Below are 22,030 nucleotides of genomic sequence, written 5' to 3' on the forward strand. Positions count from 1 at the left end.
TTATATCGTCCAGGCTCTGTTATTTACTTCATCAATGGTTATAGTGGGTCTGTAATCTCCCGGTATGGGAAGGTAGTTGAGATAATTTTTACCGATCTCCTCGGTTGTCAGATAATACGCAATCGTCTGCTGTTTAAGCTCTGTATACGCACGTTTAGCGGATGATGTGCAAACTCCGTTGTTCAACTCGATACTCCGCACCAGTTCTACCCGCTCCGATTGGCTCAGATTCAAAAAATTCCGGTCGTCAAGAAAGAGTTCTAGCTCTTCCCACTGTTCTCTGAAGCTGGTTTTAAAATCCATATCGAATACCAGGCCTATCATGGTATCAATGGTATGATGAACGTTCACATCCGTTGCGGAGGGGCTGTCGGTTCGCGGAAGGATTGTATCGGCCATCAAAGAAACCCGTTCAAATGCATCTTCTCCGAAAAAGTGCAGTTCAGACGTGTCTGTTTCCGGCTTTGAGCAGCCGGATAAAAAAACCGATGTAAAAGAAGCGGAAAGGGCACCGCCTGTTATAAGGGCGGTGTATTTGAGCATTTCGCGTCTGTTCATAGAAGCAAGGCTAAATGTGGCTGTAAATCATAGATAACAACTCATAAGAGAGCTGTTTATTTCGATAGTGCAAAATATATCAACACAGAAACTGTTAAGCCAATCTATTAAAAAATCGATAAACATCAAGCAGAAAATGGCCGGAAGGCTCTGTGTTATATTGCTGATTGTGCGATCTGTTTACCCGCCCACTAAACTCATCAGAAAATACGTACTCAGTCCCAGGTAGATCGTCACACCGGTGATATCGGTAATGGTCGTCAGTACCGGGCCGGTCATCATTGCGGGATCGCCGCCCCACCGTTTGATGAGAAAGGGGAGCGTACCTCCTACAATTCCGGCAACGAGCACGTTAATTCCAAGCGCGGCGCCGGCAACCAGGCCGAGTATCATATTGGCCTGAACGATATATGCAATCACTGCGAACAGCGCACCAAGTGCAAGCCCGTTAATCAGCCCAACGACAATCTCCTTCTTTGCTGCCCGCCAGTATTCGCTGAGACGAACTTCTCCCAAGGCGATACTCCGAATCGAAACCGATAGCGCCTGGATACCCACGTTTCCGCCCATGTCGGTAATCATTGGAAGAAAAATAGCCAGAGCGGCAATGGCCTCGATGGTTGCTTCAAAAGAGGCGATAACCGCAACTGCACCAAGGTTCAGAAACACATTACCGGCCATCCACGGCAGGCGCTTTTTCACGGATCCAAGCGGCGGTGTATAAAACGATTCGTCAGCAGAAGCAGCACCTATATGCATAAACATATCGGCCATATTTTCTGATAAAATTTCAATCGCATCGTCCAGCAGAAGCACGCCAGCGATGCGATCTTCTTCATTCAAAACAGGAAGCATCTGGAACCGGCGATTTCTGAGCAGCTGAGCGGATTCCAGAGCATCGTCATCAGTGTACACCGCAACCACATTTTGAGTCATGATTTCATCCACAAGCTTTTTAGGGTTGGTGCGGATCAGGTCTTTCATGGATATAACGCCTTCGGGTGTCCCCTTTTTATTCACAACAAAAACGTAATTTTTATTCTCAATCTGCACCGGTGCATCTTTTATGGCAAGCATTGTATCCGCAATACTCGCCCCCTTTTTCACAGCTGTAAAATGGGAGTTCATCACCGCGCCAACCGTACCTGATTCGTAGCGCATCAGGTCACGAATCATCGCCTCCAGGTTCGGGTTGATCATGCTGAAAAGCTCTGAGGCTTCATCCTGATCCATGAGCTGCATAATATCGGCGGCATGATCGATCGGGATGTCATCAAGCAGTGTAGAGCCAATTTTCGGATCCATCTGTTCCAGAACCTCAACGGACATTTCCGGTGAGAAATGAGCCAGGATTTGCCCGGCCTGTTTTTGATCGGCTTTTTCCAGGAATGGAATTATTACATTGTAATCACGATTGGTAAGCACCTGTGCAACCCGACCTGCTGAAATGTTTTGGGCGCTGATTACTGCTTCATCAATTTTGTTTTCAGCAAGATGCGCTTCAAAAGTTTCGCGGTAGGATTGAAGAATATCCGGTTCAAGAATCATGATTTCGCCTGGATTTTAGATTGGTTAGCCGGTAATAATTAGAAATATTGATACCGATTGCAGGGCAGAATACGATATATGTCAAATGTATTGCCAAAAATATTGAGGCGTCTTAGTAGACAGGCAGCGACGGGTCAATTTTTTTAGACCACTCGTTAATTCCGCCTTTCAGGTTTGAAACCTGGTCAAACCCGTTCTCCATTAGCAGGGTGCAGGCTTTTGCACTTCGGGCGCCGGAACGACACATAACTACGATTTCCTGGTTTTTATCGAGCTCATCCAGTTGGGAGGGGAGATCATCAAGCGGGATCAGTGTACTATTTTCGATTTTTGAGATGTGCACTTCATGATGCTCACGGACATCAAGCAGAGTAAATGAATCTCCGGAATCTTGTCTTTTCTTCAGTTCTACTACAGTGGTTTCCTGCATGGGATTGGGTTTTTAGAGGGTGATTTTATTTGATAATTGAAATGTCATGCCCCATTCCTCTGAAAGGGCTCCCTTCGGGGGATGATGCATCTCCTTATGTTGTTTGAGTGCTGTTTTTTAAATGATCAGAGAACGGATTTTCATCAAGGAAACTTTAATTTTTAAGTTTTACAGGAATTGTTGTGGACGACGAAAATCTGTAGGAAAATGATAGAATTAAGGGCAATAAACCATCAACCGTTCCGGCCACGAAGTCACGAAAACACGAAGGTTTCACGAAGGCTAATAATTTGATTATTATACACTTCGTGGTACTTCGAGTCTTGGTGCCCTCGTGGTAAAAAAAATCCATATTTTAAGATTCTCTATTTCTTTCCGACATTGTCAAAGGATATTTAAAAGCTTTAAAAAAATCACCCACAACCCAAAACATTTGGGGCTGTAGAACCAATTTTTATTTTTTATACCGGTCGAGCTTAAACTGACGGCCGAGGTAGAGTTCTTTTGCCTCTTCATCTTCGGCGAGCGATTCAGCGGTTCCTTCACGTAAAATTTTTCCTTCAAACATCAGGTAGGCGCGGTCGGTGATCGCCAGGGTTTCGTGAACGTTGTGATCGGTAATAAAGATGCCAATATTTCGCTTTCCAAGATCCGCCACAATCTCCTGGATATCTTCCACAGCAATCGGGTCAACGCCCGCAAACGGTTCATCAAGCAGGATAAATTTCGGATCGGTAATTAGTGCGCGCGCAATTTCTGTTCTGCGGCGTTCACCACCTGAAAGGCTGATCCCTTTGCTATTCACCACTTTCTGCAGCCCAAACTCCTCAATCAGCTGATCCGCTTTTTCGCGGATCTCTTTTTTGGGCACCGAGTGAAATTCAAGAATCGATTCGAGATTCTGCCGGACAGTAAGATTCCGGAACACGCTCGCCTCCTGCGACAGGTACCCGATTCCCATTCGGGCCCGCTGGTACATCGGTTTTTTGGTCAGCTTCTTGTCGTTCAGGTACACGTTTCCTTTGTTGGGACGGATCACGCCCGTAAACATGTAAAATGTGGTCGTCTTACCCGCTCCATTCGGGCCAAGCAGCCCCACAATTTCACCCTGCTTTACATTGATGGAAACGTGATCTACCACTACCCGGCCGCGATAGCTTTTCACCAGGTTTTCGCTGTAAAGATTAAGCATGGCTTCGGGTGTTTAAAAGTTACATGGAGTAGCCGCCGATCGATTCAATGCAGGCCGTGGTGAGCTTGATGCCCTCTTCAACATCCGTCTTCGATACGGTCTCAACCGTACTGTGGATGTAGCGGGTGGGTGTGGAAATACAGGAAACATGGCTGCCGATTCCAACAAGATACTGCATGCCGGAGGTGTCGGTGCCGCCAGCTGTTAATACTTCACGCTGGTGAGTAATGTTATTTCTGCCGGCCAGCTCTTCAAGAAATTCTACAAGCGATGGCGTGCAGATCACACTTTTGTCCATCACTTTAATAGCGGTGCCCTTGCCGAGTTTTGTACACGCTTCATGATCTCCCGATCCGGGCAGATCATTGGCAATCGTGGTGTCGAGTGCGATGCCGATTTCCGGCTGGATGCGCTGCGCTGCAACACGTGCGCCCCGGATGCCGACCTCCTCCTGAACGGTGAAAACAGCGTAAATATCAGCATTTGTTGATGCGGCCTGTTTCAGGGCTTCAATCAGAATAAATACAGAAATTCGGTTATCGAGCGATTTGCCGGTCAGGCAGTCACCCAGTTCCATCAGTTCACCCATCCGCGTAACGGTGGAGCCATCGCGCACAATCTCTTTCACCCGATCCCCTGAAAGGCCCGTATCGATAAACAAATTTTTCAGTTTCGTTTTTGCTTTCTTCTGCTCATCGGTCTGCGTGTGGATCGGTTTGCCGCCGATTACTCCGGGAACGGTTTCTGTGCCGTGTACCCAAACCCGCTGGTTGACCAGCGTCTCGGGATCAAACCCGCCCAGTGTAGAGAACCGGATAAAGCCGTTGTCGTCGGTATGGGTAGTGATGAGCGAAATTTCGTCCATATGCGCAGCCATCATCACCCTGGGACCATCCCCTTTTTTGCGGGCAATCAGGTTGCCGATCGGATCAGTGAAAACTTCATCCACGTGAGGTTTAATCTGCTCCTCAATGACTTTTCGGATGGGCGTTTCGTGCCCCGGTGCTCCGGGAGTTTCCACGATTTTTTTCAGGAGTTCGAGGTCCATCAATCAGGCGATCTGTAGTTCATCAAAAATGGAATCAAACAGAATCTTGCCGTCCGTATTGCCGAGCACGGATTCCATTGCGCGTTCGGGGTGGGGCATCATACCGAGAACATTGCCGTTTTTGTTCAAAATTCCGGCGATGTTGTCAACCGAACCGTTGAAATTCGACTCTTTGGTGAGGTTTCCATCCGCATCAGAATAGCGGAACAGGATTTGTTCAGCGTCATTCAGCTCTTTAAGGCCGTCATCATCAATAAAATAGTTTCCTTCACCGTGTGATACGGGGATATTCAGGACGTCGCCTTTGTTCAGCTTTGAGGTGAATATCGACCCCGACTTTTCTACGCGGATATTCACATTTTTGCACACAAACCGCAGTTTTTCGTTATGCAGCATGGCGCCGGGCAGCAGGTTTGCCTCCAGCAGAATCTGGAATCCGTTGCAGATTCCCATCACCGGGTTGCCCGCATCCGCATACTCCACAACCGACTGCATGATGGGGGAAAATCGCGCGATGGCCCCTGAGCGGAGATAATCGCCATACGAGAACCCGCCGGGAATAATGAGCAGGTCGATTCCCGAGAGGTCGGTATCTTTATGCCATAAAAATTTGGTTGTGGCGCCCATCACTTTGCTCATCGCGTGGTAGGCGTCGTGGTCGCAGTTGGAGCCCGGGAATACAATTACGCCGATCTGTTTTGACACGTTCTTATCCTTTAATTTCTGTAATTAGTTGAATTTCCTGCAATACTGAATTGATTTTCAGGCACTCTTCGAAAGCCCCTTCATACACCAGGGCCTTGCCGTCATTATGTACTTTCAGGGTGATCTCTTCCGCCTTTTCGTGGCTGCAGCTCAATGCTTTGATGAGCTGATTGATCACCTCGTCGAATGTGTGGACGTCATCATCGTAAAGAATCAGCCGCCAGGGAGTGGCTTCCGATTCCTCCTCCTCCGTTGCAACCATAACCTCCACTTCAGGTGCTTTTTTGGGGGATTGCTCCCCTGCCTGCATCCTATGTAAGTGAAAGGGATGTATCATTCCGTAACAGGTTTTGTGATTTCAATCTCGTAATCTTCCATCACTTCATTAGCCAGGAGTTGTGTGCAGGCGTTTTCGGCAATTACTAAGGCCTCTTTTTCGGATTCTGCATCGATATCGAGTTCAATAAATTTCCCGATACGGACACCCTCCACGCTGTTAAGCCCCAGGTTGTGGAGCGCGTGGTGCGCCGCTTTTCCTTTTGGATCGAGGATGGATTTGCGAAGTGTAATATTTACGTTTGCTTTATACATAGAATGAATTTTCAGCGGTTTGATGACAACCTGAAAGTTAACCTTTATTCACGTCAGCCGCTACCTGATGTTGAATCGTTTCGATAAGTTCGCTCCGGCTATGTTTGCTGCAGTCGAGCCACGTGAGAAACGGCCATCGCCGCAGCCAGGTGATCTGCCTCTTGGCATAGCGCCGGGTTGCCGTTTTAAAATCTTTGATCATCTGTTCGCGGTCGATTTCTCCATTCAGATATTGAATCACCTGTTTGTAACCTACCGTTTGCAGCGCCTGAAGTTCCGGGGAATATCCTTTGGCCAGAATTGATTTTGTCTCCTCAACAAGGCCGTTTTTAATCATCTCATCACAACGCTCCTCAATTCTTTGATGGAGTATTTTTCGCGGCCAGTGCGTGGCAAAAACCTGGATATTATCCGGCTGCCGGAATTTGTTTTTGGTGTGATAGGAAGAAAACGGCTTCCCGGTCTGCATCCAGACATCCAAAGCACGGATGATCCGCCGGTGGTTGGTGCCGTCGGCTTTTTCGGCGTATTCGGGATCAACCTGCTGCAGTTTTTTAAAAAGGGCGTCAACCCCGTGCTGATCCAGTTCCGCTTCAAGCTGTTTAATATTTTCCCGGTTTGATGAGGGCATGTCATCCAGCGGACGAACCAGGCTCTGCAGATGCAAGGTGCTGCCGCCGCAGTAGATCACCGTGTTGCCACGCGATTCAATCTCATCTGCCCACGTTTCTGCACGGCTGTGAAACTGCATGGCGGAATCTTCTTCATCGAGATCGAGGTTAGAAATGTTGAAGTGCTGAACCGCATCGAGCTGCTCTTGCGTCGGTTTCGCCGTTCCAACGTTGATTTGCCTGTAACACTGACGCGAATCCACGGAGATAATTTCACCGCCAATCTGCTCAGCAAGTGCTACAGCCAGAGAACTTTTTCCCGATGCCGTCGCCCCGGCGATCATTATTCGCTGTTTCATGAATCGGTTTTTGGTTACTGCTATGGTGTCATCGGATGAGTTTTAATCTGAGTTCGATTCATAAATATTTCATTTATTCGGTATCAAGTCTCCCCTAAAAAGGGGAGATTTAGAGGGGTGTTCATCGGTTTATTCACAGATCTGATGGACATCCCCCCCAATCCCCCTTTTCAAAGGGGGACTTTCTTAACTCTAATTCAAGAATCGAACTCAGGTTTTTAATAAAAATCGAACCACACCGGATCAAAATCTAAATTATGAATATCTCATCCGATGACTAAGGTACTGTATTAGTGGATTGATAATTAGCCTGAATGAGATCAGATCGTAACTCTCAAAGAAATCCGGTGGGTAACTCCGAGAACGCTGGAAGCACCACCAAAGTTGGCAAATCCGTAATCCACAAAAATTGCGCGCAGGTGGAGTCCGGCGCCGAGGGTGGGTGAAATGTAGACGCTTCTGTCGGGATCGGTGGTGACATCCGTGAGCCCGGCGCGAAGGCTGAGCCGGTTTTTGTAAGTTGATTCCACACCAAGATGCGGTTCAAAACTTACTCTGCCAAGATTGATAAAGTACGCCCGGCGATTTTCGAAGCGAACATCTACATCGGCAGCTGCGGTGACCAGAAAGTCGCCGAATTCCCGGGAGTGTCCGGCACCAAGTTTTACCGTTGGCAGCACCCGCTCATTCTGCCCGGTGGGAATTTCATCTCCAAAAGTCTCTTCAAAATCACCAAATTCGGAACGGTTGATCGACCAGAATTTCATCATGGTGGTCAGGTCCATTACGTGCAGTCCAACCACGGTGTTACCAAACCGCATCTGCGTGCCGGCATCTAGTGAATATCCCCAGGCATCGGCAAAAGGGCCCAATCTGTGGTTAATCACTTTGGCGTTCACTCCCCAGGAGAGGCGATCACTGGCCTTTGTGGCATAGGAGAGAATAAATGCCATATCGGCGACGCTGAACTCTTCGATATAGTCCTGCACATTTTCGCGGGGCAGGTTGCGTTCGCGGTCCCAGGCGTTCAGCGTATTGGCGATGTTATCCACACCCTGACGAAAGAAACTCAGTGCGATGGTGGCATCAGAATCTCTCAGCGGGTAGGCGATGGCGCCGTAATCGTAGCTGACAATCCCGGCAAACCGTTCGGAGTGCATGTAGGCGATATCGATTCTCTCCACGTGCGCCAGTCCGGCGGGGTTCCAGTAAGCTGAGGTGACGTCGTTAGAGATTGCTGCGTGAGCGCTCCCCATGCCGAGTGCGCGAGCCCCGGCACCTACAGACATAAAATCACCGCCATACTTGGCGTTGGTGAACGACTGTGCCGCAACATCAGAAATGCAGAAGAATGCAGCGATTAAGAGAATTAGAAATGACTTCACGAAAAAAAATATGGTTGAATCTGGTGCCCCAATATAGGATTTCTTACCGGCAGATAACAAACGAACGAATAAAATGACCCGATCATATACCTCCGGTGAAAAGAGCGGTTAGAATATTGGATAACTCATATCTTGAGCAATCTTGATTATTTTATTGGTTTGAATATCAATAACCTCAAGTCCATTTTTCGATTTAGAGGAGTTGGCCAACTTTTTTTGCTGAACCATTCCTTCAAACCTAAAAGATAAACTACGTTTAACTCTGTCCTCGGCAGTTATTTCATTATTTAGTAACCAAACAGCTAATGAACACGACTCTAAGACTGAACGACTACATGTAAATGGCGCTACTGTTTGGATTGGTTCTTTAAGAGTTCTAGAAAAGGCCATTAGTTGGTCGCATGCCACTTCGACAAAGGTATGACCTTGACTATATGCTGTTTTTAGGGACAGGGGACGTTGAAATGTTTCTAATTCCTTCGACGATATTGAACCAGGTTTTGAATTAACGCCATGTATGTTTATTAACTCTCCGGATTTATCGATAAGATTTTCAATTGCTGAAACTATGTTTTCAGTATCTCTTTTATTCAAAATATAAGTTTTGAAATTTCGGTTTCAATCAAACAACTAACGGTCTTGCGGCTAAGTGGCTAGGCGACCAACTCTGCTAAAATCCCAAAACGCGAATTTGTCATTTTGAGTGGTATTGTGAAGGTACTGGTTCTTCATACCACCAATACGTTTTGTCAAAATCACGTTGAGCTTATGGGGTAATTATGAATGGTTTGCCCACAATACCTTATAAATAATTTTTTCTGAATTCGCTCCAGGGCTCTCCCTTCTCTCTATCCTCATCAAGAGTTTTTAGACGCTCATCCAAAATGGTTTTATGATGTTCTGGTAATGGAACATCCTCGGGCTCGGATGCGATGGAATCCCACAGAGATTCTACCAAAAGCAGTTTCTCACTCGTATTTAGCTTTTCAATCTCTTTGCTAAGTGTGTCTTTCATAATAGTTCGACTAAGATTCATAGTATTCAATTTCTTTAAAAATGGGTAAGAAAGTACCCTATCATCAGAATTTTGCGAACTTTAATTATTATTTATCCCGCCCATTCATCACCTCTCATCCCATTTCGGCGTCGGAAAACGGGGTTCGGTTTGTGAGAGGTCATCAGGCCAGACGATCACTTTTTCGCCATCCTGCCACTGGATAATCAACCCGCGGTTTGCGGTTTGATATCCGCGCTCATCCACGGCAAAGTCGCTGAAAATGGTTGTGGTTTCGAGATTTAGCAGCTCGTCACGGATGGCGTCCGAATCAAGAGTGCCGGCCAGTTCAATCGCCTCCGCAAAAAGCTGACAGCTTCCGTACGCTCCCGCAGCGTGAAAACTGGGCTGCCGGCCAAACTCTTCTTCATACGACTCTGTAAACTCTTCGATGCCGGGATTTGGCAGGCCCGGCTCCCAGGCGGAGAGTCCGTACGCATATTCGGCCAGTTCCCCCAGTTCATCCCGGAATTCAGTTACGGCGCCTGATGTGCCAAACATCTGCACGTTCACATCCAGCTCTTTCATGCCGCGAACAACGGCCGTAAAATCGCCCAGTGAGGAAGCCGCCATCCCGATCACGTCTACATCGCTAAATTTGATGAGATTAAGAATTGGAGAAAAATCATCCAGACCGGATGGGTAGGTGTATATAACCGGTACGTTCATGCCTCGTTCCCGTGCCATTTCAACGGCGCCTGATCCGGCAGCTTTAGGAAAAAGCTGATCTTCCTGGATGATGGCAACCGACTGCAGGCCATTCCGGTCCGCCATATCAATCAAACCGGCAAGAAAATATTCTGCCGGGGGCAGCACCATAAACAGGTATTCGCGTCCCTGTTCCCAGATGGACGTAGTTGCCGCCAGCGGGGAGATGTGAACCATTTTATGCGCTTCCGTGACGGGAGCTACCGCTTCGGTCAGAGTTGAACCGTACGGACCCATCACCAGGTCAACTTCATCTTCGGTAATGAGCTGCTCATAAAGAGCAATTGCCCGGTCGGTGCTCGATTCATCATCGTAAATCAAAAATTCAATATTTCGTCCAAGTATGCCGCCCTGTTCGTTGAGATGTTTCTCGCAAAGCAGATATCCGTCCCTCGCCGGAATACCCTGCGTGGAGTACGCCCCGGTTTCTGACATCGTGGCACCGATACGGATGGGCGGATCATCATTTGGTATAAAAGCTGTTGCCATAAGAAAAACAGCCAGGATGAAGGCAGAAATTAAACGGGTTGAAAACGTGGAAGCGGGATGATAGGCCATCGTTCGGAATGATTAATGCGCAATAGTTTTTCGGTTCACAGAAGAATATGGTTAAATATGATTTAAATAGAAAAACCGCTCTCGATTTTCCTCTTCAAAAACGATCAGCGGATATTTGCATTGAGGCGGCTAAGGCGTATTTTTAAAACTATGCCCGGACAAAGCTGGAATAAATTTAAAGAGTACTGCCGCCTTGCCGCACGCCTGGCGCTGAAAAAGAACATTTTTTTTAATGCTTCCGCAATTACGTTCAACTTGTTCCTCTGTGCGATACCATTTTCACTGATACTGATCTCCTTCCTTGGATATGTGCTATCTGCAGAAGCGGCTTTCGATGAGCTGATGCGCTATGCCCGCGAACTTTTCCCTACATTTACCTACGAAACGCAGGGAGGAGATGTCATCGAAGGCGTAGTTACTCTCGAAGCACTGATTATGCCGCTTGTGGAAGCGAGGAGAATTTTCGGGATTGTCGGTCTGATAGTGCTGATGTTTTTTGCCCAGGGATTGTTTCAATCCCTCAAACATGTGCTGTTTGAAGTGTATGATATCGAGGAAAGAAAACACCCGATCCTTGAGCTGGTCTACAATTTCTTTACGTTTGGTGTGGTGGGCGGTGTTTTTCTTTTCTTCACGATTGCAATTTCGCTGCTTACACTCTATCCGCTCGATTCCATCGTAATTCCCGTTACGGATACGGTGATTGTATTAGGCTGGCTCAGTGATGTGCTGAATTTTCTGGTTCCCGTAATTTTCACTCCCATTTTGTTCTATGTGATCTACAGGTATATCAGTGAAAAACGAATCACGAGAAAAGTAGCTCTGCTTTCAGCACTTACCTATACCATTCTTTTTGAAGCCGCCAAATATGGCGTTGGTCTTTATATTGAATACGCCTTCACCGCATACCGGTATTTTTACCAGGGCTATACGGTTATCGTAATTATCGGCGTTTGGGTGTTTTACACGGCCGCACTTTTTGTGATCACCGCAATACTGGCCCGCGCATACCAGGATGTGTACGAAGAAGATCAGCCGTCGATCGAAAAAAATCCTTATACCGCTATTTCCTGATGATTAACAAAGAGGCACTTCCCGGCCACGATTTTTATGCACGTCCGGATGTGGTTCAGGTCAGTAAAGATCTGCTTGGCTGCACACTTCACACATTTTTTGATGGAGAACACACCTCAGGAATTATCGTCGAAACGGAGGCGTACTGCGGGCGAAACGACAAAGCGTGCCACGCCAACAACGGAACCCGCACGGATCGCACCGAAGTGATGTATGGTCCGCCCGGCCACTGTTATGTATATCTCTGTTATGGAATTCATCACCTGTTTAATGTGGTTACGAACCGGGAGGGGCTGGCAGACGCTGTGCTTGTTCGTGCACTTCAGCCGCTGAACGGAGTTGAAATCATGAAAAAACGCCGGGGGATGGAAAAGATCAAACATCTCACCGATGGCCCCGGGAAACTCTCCCAGGCGCTTGCCATTCATACCAACATGACCGGGAGCGCCCTCTCCGAACCCCTGCTCTGGATTGAACAACGCAGGCAGGAAATTTCTGATGAACATATTGAAGCCTCAAAACGTATAGGGGTGGACTATGCAGGGGAAGATGCACTTCGTAAATGGCGTTTTACCGTTGATAGCGGTCTTTTTAGATAGGTGTAAAATAGTTTAATGTTTAATGAAACGATTGTTGAATTGCCTTGGTTTATCGCTGAAGATTTATCAAACAATTAATATCTAACATTAAATTACACGGTTATGCTGAACAAAATTACAACCTCACTTTTTTTACTTTTCTTTGCCTTTTCGGGTACAATCCTTGCCAATGGTGATCATGAAGAAAATCTGCGCTCCACAGCGTGGGAGATCGACAAATCACACAGCGCGATCAATTTTAAAATCAATCACTTCTTTACTCCGGTTGATGGAACGTTCGAAGATTATGAAGCAACCGTGTTATTCGATCCGGAAAATCTCGAAGGGAGCAGTTTAGATGTGGTGATTCCGGTTAATAGTATCAATACAAGAAACGACCGGCGCGATGGTCACCTGCAATCTGAAGATTTCTTCAATGCTGAGCAGTGGCCAACCATCACATTCAACAGCACAAGCATTGAAAGCCGCGGTGATAACGAATTTGTAGCGATTGGTACGATGACAATCCGCGACGTAACCCACGAATTTGAACTTCCGTTTTCGCTTTTAGGTGTGATGGATCATCCGATGAGAGAAAACACGCGCGTTGCCGGAATTGTGGCAAATGCTGAATTGATGAGAACCGACTACGGAGTGGGTGTCGGCGATTGGGCCGCTACTGCTGTTGTAGGCGACCGGGTAAACATTGAGCTGAATCTGGAATTGACAACAGGCATCTGATCTGTTAAATGTATACCTTTTAAGCCGCAGGGAGTGATTCTTGCGGTTTTTTTTGTTTTACTCAACCTATTCTGGAATTCCAATCATGTTTAATCTTACGTTCGATCACTACACCATTAAAGTTAACAGTCTGGACGAAAGCGCGCGATTTTACAAAGAGGTGCTGAAACTAAAGGAGATCAAAAACCGCACGGAAAAAGAGTATATCCGATGGTTTTCTCTCGGCGATGGCAGTGAACTTCATGTGGTGGAAGGTGATCAAACCGGAATTGAAACCAATGTTGGGCTGCACCTTGCGCTCCGGCTAAAAGAGTTTGATGCTTTTATCCGTCAACTTGAGGAGAATGGCGTTCGTCAGCACAACTCAAAGGGTGAGCCGGATCAGATTAACGTCCGGGCAGACGGAATTCGGCAGGTCTATTTTAAAGATCCGGATGGCTACTGGATTGAGGTAAACGAGGCCGCAATATTGGAAACCTGAGTTCGATTCTTAAATATGACGTAAATCATAAAATCAGTCAAACAAGGGCGTCATCTCGCATCCGAGCGTTCGGGACGTGATCTACTTTCCTTAACAAAGGCAGGAGATGCCGGATCTAAGTCCGGCATGACATAATTTTTGACGAGTTAGTTTAACTAACGCCCTTTTTTGAACTGATTTTGCCATTTTTTAATCGAACTCAGGTTGGAAGAAAATTAAAGAAAAATTCGCGGTGGGCGTTCAAGGCGTTAATCCAATGCCCATGACATCTCTTCCTTCAGAACCTGGCAGCAGTTTTCACGTTGATACTGCCTGCAGGGCATCCGGATTTAATTTTCAACTTACGATTCAAAAGCTTTACTTGGTCAGAAATGGAAAAAGACTGAAATCTAACACTACAGGCGCATCATGGAAGAAAAGATTTTGAAATACAAAGCCAAGGATATCACAGTAAAGTATGATGTAAAGCGATGCATCCACGCGGCAGAATGTGTGAATGGGTTGCCCGATGTTTTTAATCCAAAGCGCAAGCCGTGGATCAAGCCGGAACTGGCCGATGCCGATGCGGTTGCCGATGTCATTGAAAAATGCCCGACCGGTGCGCTTCATTATGAGATGGAAAATTCCGATCGGACCGAATCTGCATCATCTAAAAACCGAATCCTTCTGCAAAAAGATGGCCCGGTTTACATGTTCGGTGATATTGAAGTTCAGGATCATGAGGGCAATACCATACTGGAGGATACGCGATTTGCTTTGTGCCGCTGCGGTGCGTCTGTCAATAAGCCCGCCTGCGACAACTCCCACAAAAAATTTGATTTTGAAGCCGGCACAAATGCCGATTCGTCTAAACTTCCCGCTCCGGAAAACGGGGAAAGTGATAAGCTCATCGTGAAGCTGATGAAGAATGGCCCTGCTATTCTTGAGGGCACCTACACCGTGGAATCCGGCTCGATGGACCCGCTCACAAGTGACAAAGGTGTGGCGCTATGCCGTTGCGGGGAATCAGCAACAAAACCGTTTTGCGATGGGAATCACAAAGAAGTGGGTTTTAAAGGGTAGATAAGTGGATTGGATTTGTTCTCTTACAAAAACGAATCTCCAGATAGGTTTGTAATACAATCAGCCATAAATAAAAAAGGGCGGAAATCTCTTTCCGCCCCCCTCGTTTTGATCACCCCGAAAGCCAGTTCGAGGAATCACAAACCGATCCTCATGTACTCACTGTTATTATCAGCCATAACGGGTAAATCTTAAGCACTCTTTTTTATTTTTTTTTGTAAACCTGAGTTCGGTTGGTCAGGTTTTTAAAGGACCAATCGTTGTGAATAACTTCATCTACCTGATCTATAAAACCAATACATTCTACGAACAATTGTTCATTTTTTGACCGAAGGACGGCATTTAAAACTGTTTCAACGCCCTGATTCTATTCCGCACTATTGAGTTCTGAATCCGAAATGAATTCCAATGATTTGAACAGGCGAGAGGTTAATTGTAAAATTAAATGAAAAGGGAGACAGATTGATGAGAATTTAGGTTGAGTCATTGATTAGCATACATCATTTAACTTTCTTCCTGCTTACTTTCATTCAACCTATTTTTATATGACATTGCGATACTCATTTTTTTCATTTCTGATACTTCTCTTTTCATTACAGCTCTCAGCTCCAAACACAGCCGTTTCACAAAATGGCCCGGATTTTAGTGATGGATATCTCACGCCTGCGGAATCCATTTCAGATGAGGTTCTCGCTCCCCGCCACGAAAATGTAACTTTGAGTAATCTCAGCCCATCCGGCGAATGGTTTTTGAATACGGTTCAGAGCGGACTTTCCCCGCTATCTTCACTGGCAAAACCGCATCACAACCTGGCCGGCCTGCAGGTTGATCCGCGGGCCAGCCGTCACCGCTCGTTCAACACCCGTACACCAACTGTCGGTTTGGAACTGATTGACGCACGTAACGGTGAATCGCGAACGATAAGCACGCCCGGAAATGCAACAATTACAAATGCAAGCTGGTCGCCTGACGGTGAACGCCTCGCATATTTTGCACACTATGAAAATGCTACGTTCATTTATGTGGCCGAAATGGAATCGGGCCAGTCTACACTCCTGACCAACCGCCCGGTTCTCGCCACTTCTGTAACATCATTCCAGTGGTCGGGGGATGGAAATTCTATATTTGCAGTATTTGTCCCTGAAGGTCGATCTTCAGCTCCATCCGCACCGCAAACATCTAATGCACTCCAGGTGCGTACCACATCTCCCGGAGAAAATCGCCTGCGAACCTATCAATCGTTGCTGAAAGATCGCCACGAGGCAGATCTGCTGGAACATTTTGTCACAGGTCAGCTCGCCAAAGTGGGTGTCAACAGGCGATCCATTAACCTGATCGGCGAACCGGTGATGTTCAGAAGTTTTGATGCATCCCCGGATGGTAATCACGTAATTGTTCAGAAAACGGAGAAGCCGTTCTCTTATATCGTGCCGGCATCGCTTTTTGGCTGGACAGAAGAGATCTGGGACCTCAACGGTACTACGCTTACCGAACTGCGAAAATCAGATCTTCGGGTCGGAAATCCCGATGCTGACGAATTCGAAGATTTTGGGCGCCGCAATATTCAGTGGAGGCCCGATGGTAACGGACTGAGTCTGCTTCTAAAACCGGAAGATGAAAAAAATGATGAAGAACCGGAGGAAAACGGTGAAGATGAAGAAGAAAACGGGGATTCTGATTCAAAACCGGCTGACCGCGTGATGCAGTGGCTGCCTCCATTCGGAGATGATGACCTTTCGGTTGTTTATCCGGCGGACAGGGAAATGAGCTCTGTTTCATACTCTGATGATGCAGAAATCCTTTTTATTACCGAACGCCGAAGCGGAAACGAAAAGCTGTACGCGGTTTACACGGAGCAACCCGACAGCACCTACACGATTTACGATTACGATCGTGATGATTTTTATGAAAATCCCGGTAACCTGATGGAGGAAACCGGCTCAATGGGTGTTCGGGTAGTGAAACTCTCTTCCGATGAAAATCACGTCTACCTTCGTGGTACCGAGTATTTCGAGGATTATGAAGAGCAGGCGCCGCGGCCGTTCGTAGACCGCGTTACGATAACGGAAGAAGAGACCGAGCGTATCTTCCAGAGTTCAGAAGACCAGTTTGAGCGGATGCTGGCTGCTTTGGATGACGATCTGAATGAGATGATTGTAGAACGCCAGTCTTCAGAAATTTTGCCCGATTCCTGGCTCTACTCCAGGGAAACGGAAGAGTATACCAAACTCACGGATAACCAGGATTATAACGAAGCTGTAACCCAGACCTATCGCGAGCGGATCAAGCTGAAACGAGCCGACGGCTATGAGTTCTGGATGGAAGTTGTGATGCCAAACGACTGGAACGGCTCGCCGCTTCCCGGTCTGATCTGGCACTACCCGCGCGAATTTAATGACCAGGAGTCGTACAATGAAGGGCTCCGTACCTACAATAAAAACAGTTATCCGAGAATAGGTGCCCGAACGGCCGATATTATGGTGAAAGAAGGATATGCGGTCCTTAAACCCGACTGGCCGATTGTAGGCGAGCGCGGTACATCCAACGATAGTTTTGTTTGGAGCATCGTACAGAACAGCACTGTGGTGATCGATAGCGCAGCTGCCCGTGGTTATATCGACCGTGACCGAATGGCGATTGGCGGACATAGTTATGGCGCATTTGGCGCTTCCAACGCTATGATTCACACATCCTTTTTTAAGGCAGGGATTGCCGGTGCAGGAAATTATAACCGAACTCTTACACCGATGGGCTTTCAGCGGGAACGAAGCGATCTCTGGCGGGGCGCCGACCGTTACATGCAGATGTCTCCCATTTTTTGGGCTGACCGGATTGACGGCGCTCTGCTGATGTATCACGGGGAGAAAGATCAGAATGTGGGCACCTGGCCGACCAACTCAAACCGGATGTTTCACGCGCTCAACGGTCTCGGTAAAGATGCGGCTCTCTATATGTATCCGCACGAAGGCCATGGCCCGTCAGCAGAAGAAACCCTGCTCGATATGTGGACCCGCTGGGTTGACTGGCTCGATTTTTACCTGAAAGAGGACGGCTACCAGCGGAGTTATACTGATGAATAGGAAGACGAGCAGGCGGAGGAGTGATTTAATCATAAATGGTTTAATTCCCCGACCCTCTGAACGAAAAAGATAATAGTCCCCCTTTTGCCGCGGGCATCCCATTGGGGGAAAGGGGAAGCGAACGATGTGAGCAGGGGGATGACTTCCTGAGTTCGGAAGCGTCCATCTCTTGTTGTGAAGCTCAGCAGGCCATCCCCCATTATCCCCTTCGAGAGGCTGTGCAAATATTCCTGTAACCTGTTTAGCACTCCTGACATTTTAAAGTTGTAAAACTCATTCCGAAGCTCCCCTCTCTGGCAAGTCCCGCCAGGGCGCGGTAGAGAGGGGGCGGGGGTGAGTCAGAAGGACTGGTGACGATGGAAAAGACATAAATCTTAACTTATTTAGGTGCGATTTCTTTGGAAGGTAGTTTTCTCATAGCCTCCCGAAGGGGGACACTCTAAAATAAACTCCATATCAATCAAAAGCAGTTTGTATAAAGTCTTCATTATCAATTAAATAGAACGGTAGATGCACTTGATTTTTTAAACTTTCTGTATAAATTGACGGTGTAAGATGTAGATCTCCAAAATAAACCATCATTTAAACAGGAACAGGACTATGGAACTAAAAGAACTAAGTAAATACGACGGACTGGCTACGCTATTCATTAGAATCGGAGTAGGTTTGATTTTTATCGTAGCAGGCTGGGGCAAACTTACAGGTATTGAAGGAACGCAGGGGTTTTTTGGAAACCTTGGAATTCCGCTGCCGGGCCTGATGGCATGGGTTGTGGCACTTGTAGAATTTGTTGGAGGTTTGATGGTATTGTTCGGCTCTTATATTCGAATCCCGGCCCTTCTGCTTGCCATTATTATGGTTGTTGCCCTGCTGACCACAAAACTCGATGGCGATTTCAGTGCGGCACGGCTTGATCTTCTGCTTCTGCTCACAAGTCTGGCGCTCTTTTTTCTGGGCAGCGGCAAATATTCCGTCGACAATGCGATGAACAGATCCTGATCGTTTTAACCAGTTTAATATGGGGGGTATTGATTGCATTCAATACCCCTTTTTTATGCCGTATATTCCTATTCTTTTGTACATACAATTAAGGGCAAGCCAAAAAGCTCTCCTGAAATCGCAAATAAATGAAGCACACCGTTTTTGTACTATACAGTCCGCTTGTGGATCGGTATTTTGTTGGTTCTTCTTCGAACCCTGAGAAGGCGATCAACCGTCATAATTCAGGCAAAAATAAGCATACAAAATCAGGCATTCCGTGGAGAGTTGTCTGTCAAAAAACGTTCGATACCGTAGAAAAAGCGAAAGAAGCTGAGGCCAGTATCAAATCATCGGGTGACAGGACGGAGCTCGAATCGCGTATAGAGAAACTGAAGTGAGTGATCAGGTGAACAGCAGCTATTTGTACTCGCTTATTGCATCATCCAGTTCTGCATCCTTTTCATAAAAAAGCTTCCATTTTTCGTCCGGATCCGGTGGGGTTAGTAGAGACACCACAATCAAAACAGTTATCGACAGACCGGCAGCGGGAAGTACGATATAATCAAAAGGGATTAGCGGCTCTTCCCCAACCGAGTTAAGTATAGTGATAAGCAGTGTGACACCCATTCCCGTTGCGATAGAGGCAACTCCGCCCGCTGTGGTTACGCGCTTCCAGAGAAATGCGGCTAAAAGTGCGGGGGTAAGCCCGGCGCCGATCATGGTGTAAGCCGTAAATGCCATATCAAGAATGGTTCGGAACTGCGTAAGAAGCAGCCAGGCCAGGATTCCGAGCAACAGAACCATCAGCCTCTGGAAAAGCACAATTACCTTTTCACCCGCATCAGGGTTAATAAACCGCTGATAGATATCCCGCGTCAGATTGGTGGATGGAGTGAGAAGAAAGCTGTTTCCGGTAGATGTGATGATCGCCACCGCGGCGCAGATCAGCAGGAGTCCGCCTGCCAGCGGAATTCCAATTTCAGTGCCAAACCGGGCGGCATGCAAAATAATCCGCTCACTATCTTCAGCGGCAAGATGCATGATACTGGATGGGTCGAGCGCGTTAAAATGGCTGAACGCGAGAATAGCCAGTGAGGCAATCGCCGTTTCGATGATGATGGTACCGATCACCCAGAACATCACGGCATTTTTTGCAGATTTTTCGTTTTTAGCCGAATAGAATTTTTGATACATATTCGACTCTCCCAGCAACAGCAGGAAAGTTGGAAAAAAGACGCCCATCACCCATATCCAGCTGTGTCCGCCGGTAATGCTAAACAGCTCCGGATCCAGTTCTGTTGTTACAAATTCCATCCCGCCCAGATTAAAGAACACAAGCGGCACCGCAATCAGAACCGCTACTGTAATTACCGCACCGTTGATGATATCCACGGAAACGATAGAGAGCATTCCCGCAAAGGCAGTAAACGCGATGATAAAACCGGCAGTAAGCAATACACCCTGCCACTCAGGAATATCGGCAATAAGATTCAGTACAAAACCGCCGCCGCGAAACTGGTATCCAACAATTGTTGTATATGCAATTACAATGACAATCGTACCCAGAATTCGCGCCCATTTATTGTAGCGGAGTTCAAGGATATCTGGAACAGTGTATTGGGCGATCCGGCGCACGCGTCCAGCTAAGAAAAAAACGATAACTATCCCGATCCATGCCCCGGCGGCCAGCCAGAGTTCCGAAATCCCTACCCGTGCAGCCAGGCCGGCGCCCGCCAGCAGTGTGCCCGATCCCAGCCAGGTACAAAGAAGAGTTCCCACCAGTTTTGGCGTGGATACCGATCGCCCTGCTACCATAAAATCTTCCTGGTTTTTGATAGCGCGGCTTTTCCAGATGGATATACCCATCAGCATGGCGAGGTAAAGAAGTACGATCCAGAAAAAGATGGACATGATACAAGGTGCAAGGTTTGTCCGGTATCGGCCGGGACCAGAGTTGTCGTTTCAGGATTCAAGTTTAACCACGAAAGTATTCATTTTAATGATGGAATTCACAAATCTCTTGCGTATTTGTATGTTTGAAAGTGAAAGAATATTTATAGCACCTGAGTTCGATTTAAAAATGTCAAAAACAGTCCAAAAAAGGGCGTTAGTAAAGTTAATTCGTCAACAATTATGTCATGCCGGACTCCGATCCGGCATCTCCTGCCTTGAAGGACGGGAGATCACGTCCCGAACGCTTTCGGGATGCGAGATGACGCCCTTTTTGGACTGTTTTTGTTGATATACGATAAATTTAAGAATCGAACTCAGGTTTATAACATCTGAGGTAAGATTTTCTGTTAAATTCCTTTTGAGAAGCTATATTTGCAGGGACTTCATGGAAATCAAAAAACAATCAAATGTCGCAACGAACATACAGCGAAGAAGAAATTGCTGAAATTATCAAGCGGGCAGCTGAAATGGAGTCAGGTCAGCTGAGTGAAAAGAATGCTCCCGGTGATCTGCCGGGCCTCAATCTCGATGAACTCTCGGAAGTGGCTGCAGAAGCGGGAATTGACCCGGAAAATGTTCGAAAAGCGGCACATCAGCTCGATCAGCCAGTTCCGGATCAAAGCACTCCCCCGTCAAAAAATGAAGTGTTTGCCGAACGCTGGGTTAAGGGTAAACTGACTGAGGAGTCCATAGATTTGATCATTTCTGATTTGAATCATAGGCACAATGCAACCCACAAGAGAAAAAGCTGGAGAGAGAATATTCTTGAGGACGGAGAGGACGAACTTGAGAAAAGCACCGTTCAGCGTACCGGTCAGAGCGTGGAATGGAAATATTCAGATGATTACTATGAAGGAGTAGAATATCGTGTACTGATTCAGCCCCGGAAAGATCAGTTTCGGATCAGGGCGAGTATGAAAGGTTTATGGGGTTCAAATCTTGGAGATTCCTATTATGAGGATGATCCGATTGAATATCTCTCGTATGTCCCCTACCTGGCCGGAGCTGTGGCCCTGTTTTCGCTGCCCTACTCGTTTCTCTTAAACCTGATTGTTGCTATCCTTGCCTTTTCCTTTTTACAGCTCACACTGGTGCCCGCAGCCAAAAAATTATCTGACCGTTTTGCAGATTCCGGTTCATCAAAACGGGAAAAACGCATCGACAGATTTAAACGAGAAGTTGAACAGGTGGCCGATGAGCTGGTTCAGCTGACCGGCGGTTCAACAGTGAGTACCGAGAATACCGGTCGGATTGAGTTGCCGGATTCAAAAGAAAACGAGCAAAATTCAAAAGAAAATATCCAGGGCTCAAAAAGCAGAGAGAAAAACTAAAC

The 22,030-nt window shown here is 46.9% G+C and carries 23 protein-coding genes; 9 read left to right on the forward strand and 14 right to left on the reverse strand.

What is annotated here, in order from left to right; all coding sequences use genetic code 11:
- The 13 genes from DYD21_RS00195 to DYD21_RS00255 all read right to left on the reverse strand — a co-directional run bounded on the left by DYD21_RS00195 (window position 1) and on the right by DYD21_RS00255 (window position 10,747).
- Window positions 1-543: a gluconate 2-dehydrogenase subunit 3 family protein gene (locus tag DYD21_RS00195; protein WP_158551354.1), complete on the reverse strand. Its 543-nt coding sequence runs from the start codon at window positions 541-543 to the stop codon at window positions 1-3.
- A gap of 195 nt (window positions 544-738) precedes the next feature.
- Window positions 739-2,106 carry a magnesium transporter gene (mgtE, locus tag DYD21_RS00200; protein WP_116030673.1) on the reverse strand — a complete coding sequence of 456 codons (1,368 nt, stop codon included), beginning with the start codon at window positions 2,104-2,106 and terminating at the stop codon, window positions 739-741.
- Between the two features lie 112 nt (window positions 2,107-2,218).
- Window positions 2,219-2,536, reverse strand: coding sequence for a rhodanese-like domain-containing protein (locus DYD21_RS00205; RefSeq protein ID WP_116030675.1), 318 nt, complete (start codon window positions 2,534-2,536; stop codon window positions 2,219-2,221).
- A gap of 454 nt (window positions 2,537-2,990) precedes the next feature.
- Entirely contained in the window at window positions 2,991-3,728 is a 738-nt protein-coding gene (gene lptB, locus DYD21_RS00210) for an LPS export ABC transporter ATP-binding protein (RefSeq protein WP_116030677.1), read from the reverse strand.
- Between the two features lie 19 nt (window positions 3,729-3,747).
- Complete coding sequence (locus tag DYD21_RS00215; protein ID WP_116030679.1) at window positions 3,748-4,776, reverse strand: M42 family metallopeptidase; 1,029 nt, start codon at window positions 4,774-4,776, stop codon at window positions 3,748-3,750.
- Between the two features lie 3 nt (window positions 4,777-4,779).
- Window positions 4,780-5,481 carry a phosphoribosylformylglycinamidine synthase subunit PurQ gene (gene purQ, locus DYD21_RS00220; protein ID WP_116030681.1) on the reverse strand — a complete coding sequence of 234 codons (702 nt, stop codon included), beginning with the start codon at window positions 5,479-5,481 and terminating at the stop codon, window positions 4,780-4,782.
- Between the two features lie 4 nt (window positions 5,482-5,485).
- A complete protein-coding gene (locus DYD21_RS00225; RefSeq protein ID WP_233505455.1) occupies window positions 5,486-5,818 on the reverse strand; it encodes an ATP-dependent Clp protease adaptor ClpS in 333 nt (110 codons plus the stop codon).
- Window positions 5,815-6,072, reverse strand: a complete 258-nt coding sequence (gene purS / locus DYD21_RS00230; protein ID WP_116030686.1) for a phosphoribosylformylglycinamidine synthase subunit PurS — start codon at window positions 6,070-6,072, stop codon at window positions 5,815-5,817. Before purS ends, DYD21_RS00225 begins: the two co-directional genes overlap by 4 nt.
- Window positions 6,073-6,109: 37 nt before the next feature.
- Entirely contained in the window at window positions 6,110-7,042 is a 933-nt protein-coding gene (gene miaA / locus DYD21_RS00235; protein ID WP_116030688.1) for a tRNA (adenosine(37)-N6)-dimethylallyltransferase MiaA, read from the reverse strand.
- 320 nt (window positions 7,043-7,362) lie between these two features.
- Entirely contained in the window at window positions 7,363-8,427 is a 1,065-nt protein-coding gene (locus tag DYD21_RS00240; protein WP_116033358.1) for a PorV/PorQ family protein, read from the reverse strand.
- Between the two features lie 108 nt (window positions 8,428-8,535).
- Window positions 8,536-9,021 carry a hypothetical protein gene (locus DYD21_RS00245; protein ID WP_116030691.1) on the reverse strand — a complete coding sequence of 162 codons (486 nt, stop codon included), beginning with the start codon at window positions 9,019-9,021 and terminating at the stop codon, window positions 8,536-8,538.
- Window positions 9,022-9,229: 208 nt separating this feature from the next.
- Window positions 9,230-9,442 carry an addiction module protein gene (locus DYD21_RS00250; RefSeq protein WP_158551355.1) on the reverse strand — a complete coding sequence of 71 codons (213 nt, stop codon included), beginning with the start codon at window positions 9,440-9,442 and terminating at the stop codon, window positions 9,230-9,232.
- Between the two features lie 108 nt (window positions 9,443-9,550).
- Entirely contained in the window at window positions 9,551-10,747 is a 1,197-nt protein-coding gene (locus DYD21_RS00255; protein WP_116030695.1) for an amino acid ABC transporter substrate-binding protein, read from the reverse strand.
- 150 nt (window positions 10,748-10,897) lie between these two features.
- Here DYD21_RS00255 and DYD21_RS00260 point away from each other — a divergent pair, with 150 nt between their 5' ends.
- The 8 genes from DYD21_RS00260 (at window position 10,898) to DYD21_RS00295 (ending at window position 19,142) form a co-directional block, all read left to right on the forward strand.
- On the forward strand, window positions 10,898-11,821 hold the full coding sequence (locus tag DYD21_RS00260; RefSeq protein ID WP_116030698.1) for a YihY/virulence factor BrkB family protein: 924 nt from the start codon (window positions 10,898-10,900) through the stop codon (window positions 11,819-11,821).
- A complete protein-coding gene (locus DYD21_RS00265) occupies window positions 11,821-12,420 on the forward strand; it encodes a DNA-3-methyladenine glycosylase (RefSeq protein ID WP_116030700.1) in 600 nt (199 codons plus the stop codon). Before DYD21_RS00260 ends, DYD21_RS00265 begins: the two co-directional genes overlap by 1 nt.
- A gap of 102 nt (window positions 12,421-12,522) precedes the next feature.
- Entirely contained in the window at window positions 12,523-13,140 is a 618-nt protein-coding gene (locus tag DYD21_RS00270; protein ID WP_116030702.1) for a YceI family protein, read from the forward strand.
- Window positions 13,141-13,225: 85 nt separating this feature from the next.
- Window positions 13,226-13,621, forward strand: coding sequence for a VOC family protein (locus tag DYD21_RS00275; protein WP_116030704.1), 396 nt, complete (start codon window positions 13,226-13,228; stop codon window positions 13,619-13,621).
- A 408-nt stretch (window positions 13,622-14,029) separates the two neighbouring features.
- Window positions 14,030-14,683, forward strand: coding sequence for a CDGSH iron-sulfur domain-containing protein (locus DYD21_RS00280; protein WP_116030706.1), 654 nt, complete (start codon window positions 14,030-14,032; stop codon window positions 14,681-14,683).
- Between the two features lie 545 nt (window positions 14,684-15,228).
- Entirely contained in the window at window positions 15,229-17,763 is a 2,535-nt protein-coding gene (locus DYD21_RS00285) for a prolyl oligopeptidase family serine peptidase (RefSeq protein WP_116030708.1), read from the forward strand.
- Window positions 17,764-18,363: 600 nt separating this feature from the next.
- Window positions 18,364-18,762 carry a DoxX family protein gene (locus tag DYD21_RS00290; RefSeq protein WP_116030710.1) on the forward strand — a complete coding sequence of 133 codons (399 nt, stop codon included), beginning with the start codon at window positions 18,364-18,366 and terminating at the stop codon, window positions 18,760-18,762.
- A gap of 128 nt (window positions 18,763-18,890) precedes the next feature.
- Entirely contained in the window at window positions 18,891-19,142 is a 252-nt protein-coding gene (locus DYD21_RS00295; RefSeq protein ID WP_116030712.1) for a GIY-YIG nuclease family protein, read from the forward strand.
- 19 nt (window positions 19,143-19,161) lie between these two features.
- Here the strand turns inward: DYD21_RS00295 and DYD21_RS00300 are convergent, their stop codons facing one another.
- Entirely contained in the window at window positions 19,162-20,655 is a 1,494-nt protein-coding gene (locus DYD21_RS00300; RefSeq protein WP_116030715.1) for a sodium:solute symporter, read from the reverse strand.
- Between the two features lie 449 nt (window positions 20,656-21,104).
- On the opposite strand from DYD21_RS00300, the gene DYD21_RS00305 reads away from it, so the two are divergent.
- On the forward strand, window positions 21,105-22,028 hold the full coding sequence (locus DYD21_RS00305) for a hypothetical protein (RefSeq protein ID WP_116030717.1): 924 nt from the start codon (window positions 21,105-21,107) through the stop codon (window positions 22,026-22,028).
- Window positions 22,029-22,030 lie beyond the last annotated feature (2 nt).

The sequence above is a fragment of the Rhodohalobacter sp. SW132 genome (assembly GCF_003390325.1).
GTDB lineage: Bacteria > Bacteroidota > Rhodothermia > Balneolales > Balneolaceae > SW132.

Excerpts from the sequence above, each read along its gene's own strand:
- DYD21_RS00195 (WP_158551354.1), bottom strand. The coding sequence starts at position 543 with ATGCTCAAATACACCGCCCTTATAACAGGCGGTGCCCTTTCCGCTTCT.
- mgtE (WP_116030673.1), bottom strand. The coding sequence starts at position 2,106 with ATGATTCTTGAACCGGATATTCTTCAATCCTACCGCGAAACTTTTGAA.
- DYD21_RS00205 (WP_116030675.1), bottom strand. The coding sequence starts at position 2,536 with ATGCAGGAAACCACTGTAGTAGAACTGAAGAAAAGACAAGATTCCGGA.
- lptB (WP_116030677.1), bottom strand. The coding sequence starts at position 3,728 with ATGCTTAATCTTTACAGCGAAAACCTGGTGAAAAGCTATCGCGGCCGG.
- DYD21_RS00215 (WP_116030679.1), bottom strand. The coding sequence starts at position 4,776 with ATGGACCTCGAACTCCTGAAAAAAATCGTGGAAACTCCCGGAGCACCG.
- DYD21_RS00225 (WP_233505455.1), bottom strand. The coding sequence starts at position 5,818 with ATGATACATCCCTTTCACTTACATAGGATGCAGGCAGGGGAGCAATCC.
- purS (WP_116030686.1), bottom strand. The coding sequence starts at position 6,072 with ATGTATAAAGCAAACGTAAATATTACACTTCGCAAATCCATCCTCGAT.
- miaA (WP_116030688.1), bottom strand. The coding sequence starts at position 7,042 with ATGAAACAGCGAATAATGATCGCCGGGGCGACGGCATCGGGAAAAAGT.
- DYD21_RS00250 (WP_158551355.1), bottom strand. The coding sequence starts at position 9,442 with ATGAAAGACACACTTAGCAAAGAGATTGAAAAGCTAAATACGAGTGAG.
- DYD21_RS00255 (WP_116030695.1), bottom strand. The coding sequence starts at position 10,747 with ATGGCCTATCATCCCGCTTCCACGTTTTCAACCCGTTTAATTTCTGCC.
- DYD21_RS00260 (WP_116030698.1), top strand. The coding sequence starts at position 10,898 with ATGCCCGGACAAAGCTGGAATAAATTTAAAGAGTACTGCCGCCTTGCC.
- DYD21_RS00265 (WP_116030700.1), top strand. The coding sequence starts at position 11,821 with ATGATTAACAAAGAGGCACTTCCCGGCCACGATTTTTATGCACGTCCG.
- DYD21_RS00270 (WP_116030702.1), top strand. The coding sequence starts at position 12,523 with ATGCTGAACAAAATTACAACCTCACTTTTTTTACTTTTCTTTGCCTTT.
- DYD21_RS00275 (WP_116030704.1), top strand. The coding sequence starts at position 13,226 with ATGTTTAATCTTACGTTCGATCACTACACCATTAAAGTTAACAGTCTG.
- DYD21_RS00280 (WP_116030706.1), top strand. The coding sequence starts at position 14,030 with ATGGAAGAAAAGATTTTGAAATACAAAGCCAAGGATATCACAGTAAAG.
- DYD21_RS00285 (WP_116030708.1), top strand. The coding sequence starts at position 15,229 with ATGACATTGCGATACTCATTTTTTTCATTTCTGATACTTCTCTTTTCA.
- DYD21_RS00290 (WP_116030710.1), top strand. The coding sequence starts at position 18,364 with ATGGAACTAAAAGAACTAAGTAAATACGACGGACTGGCTACGCTATTC.
- DYD21_RS00295 (WP_116030712.1), top strand. The coding sequence starts at position 18,891 with ATGAAGCACACCGTTTTTGTACTATACAGTCCGCTTGTGGATCGGTAT.
- DYD21_RS00300 (WP_116030715.1), bottom strand. The coding sequence starts at position 20,655 with ATGTCCATCTTTTTCTGGATCGTACTTCTTTACCTCGCCATGCTGATG.
- DYD21_RS00305 (WP_116030717.1), top strand. The coding sequence starts at position 21,105 with ATGTCGCAACGAACATACAGCGAAGAAGAAATTGCTGAAATTATCAAG.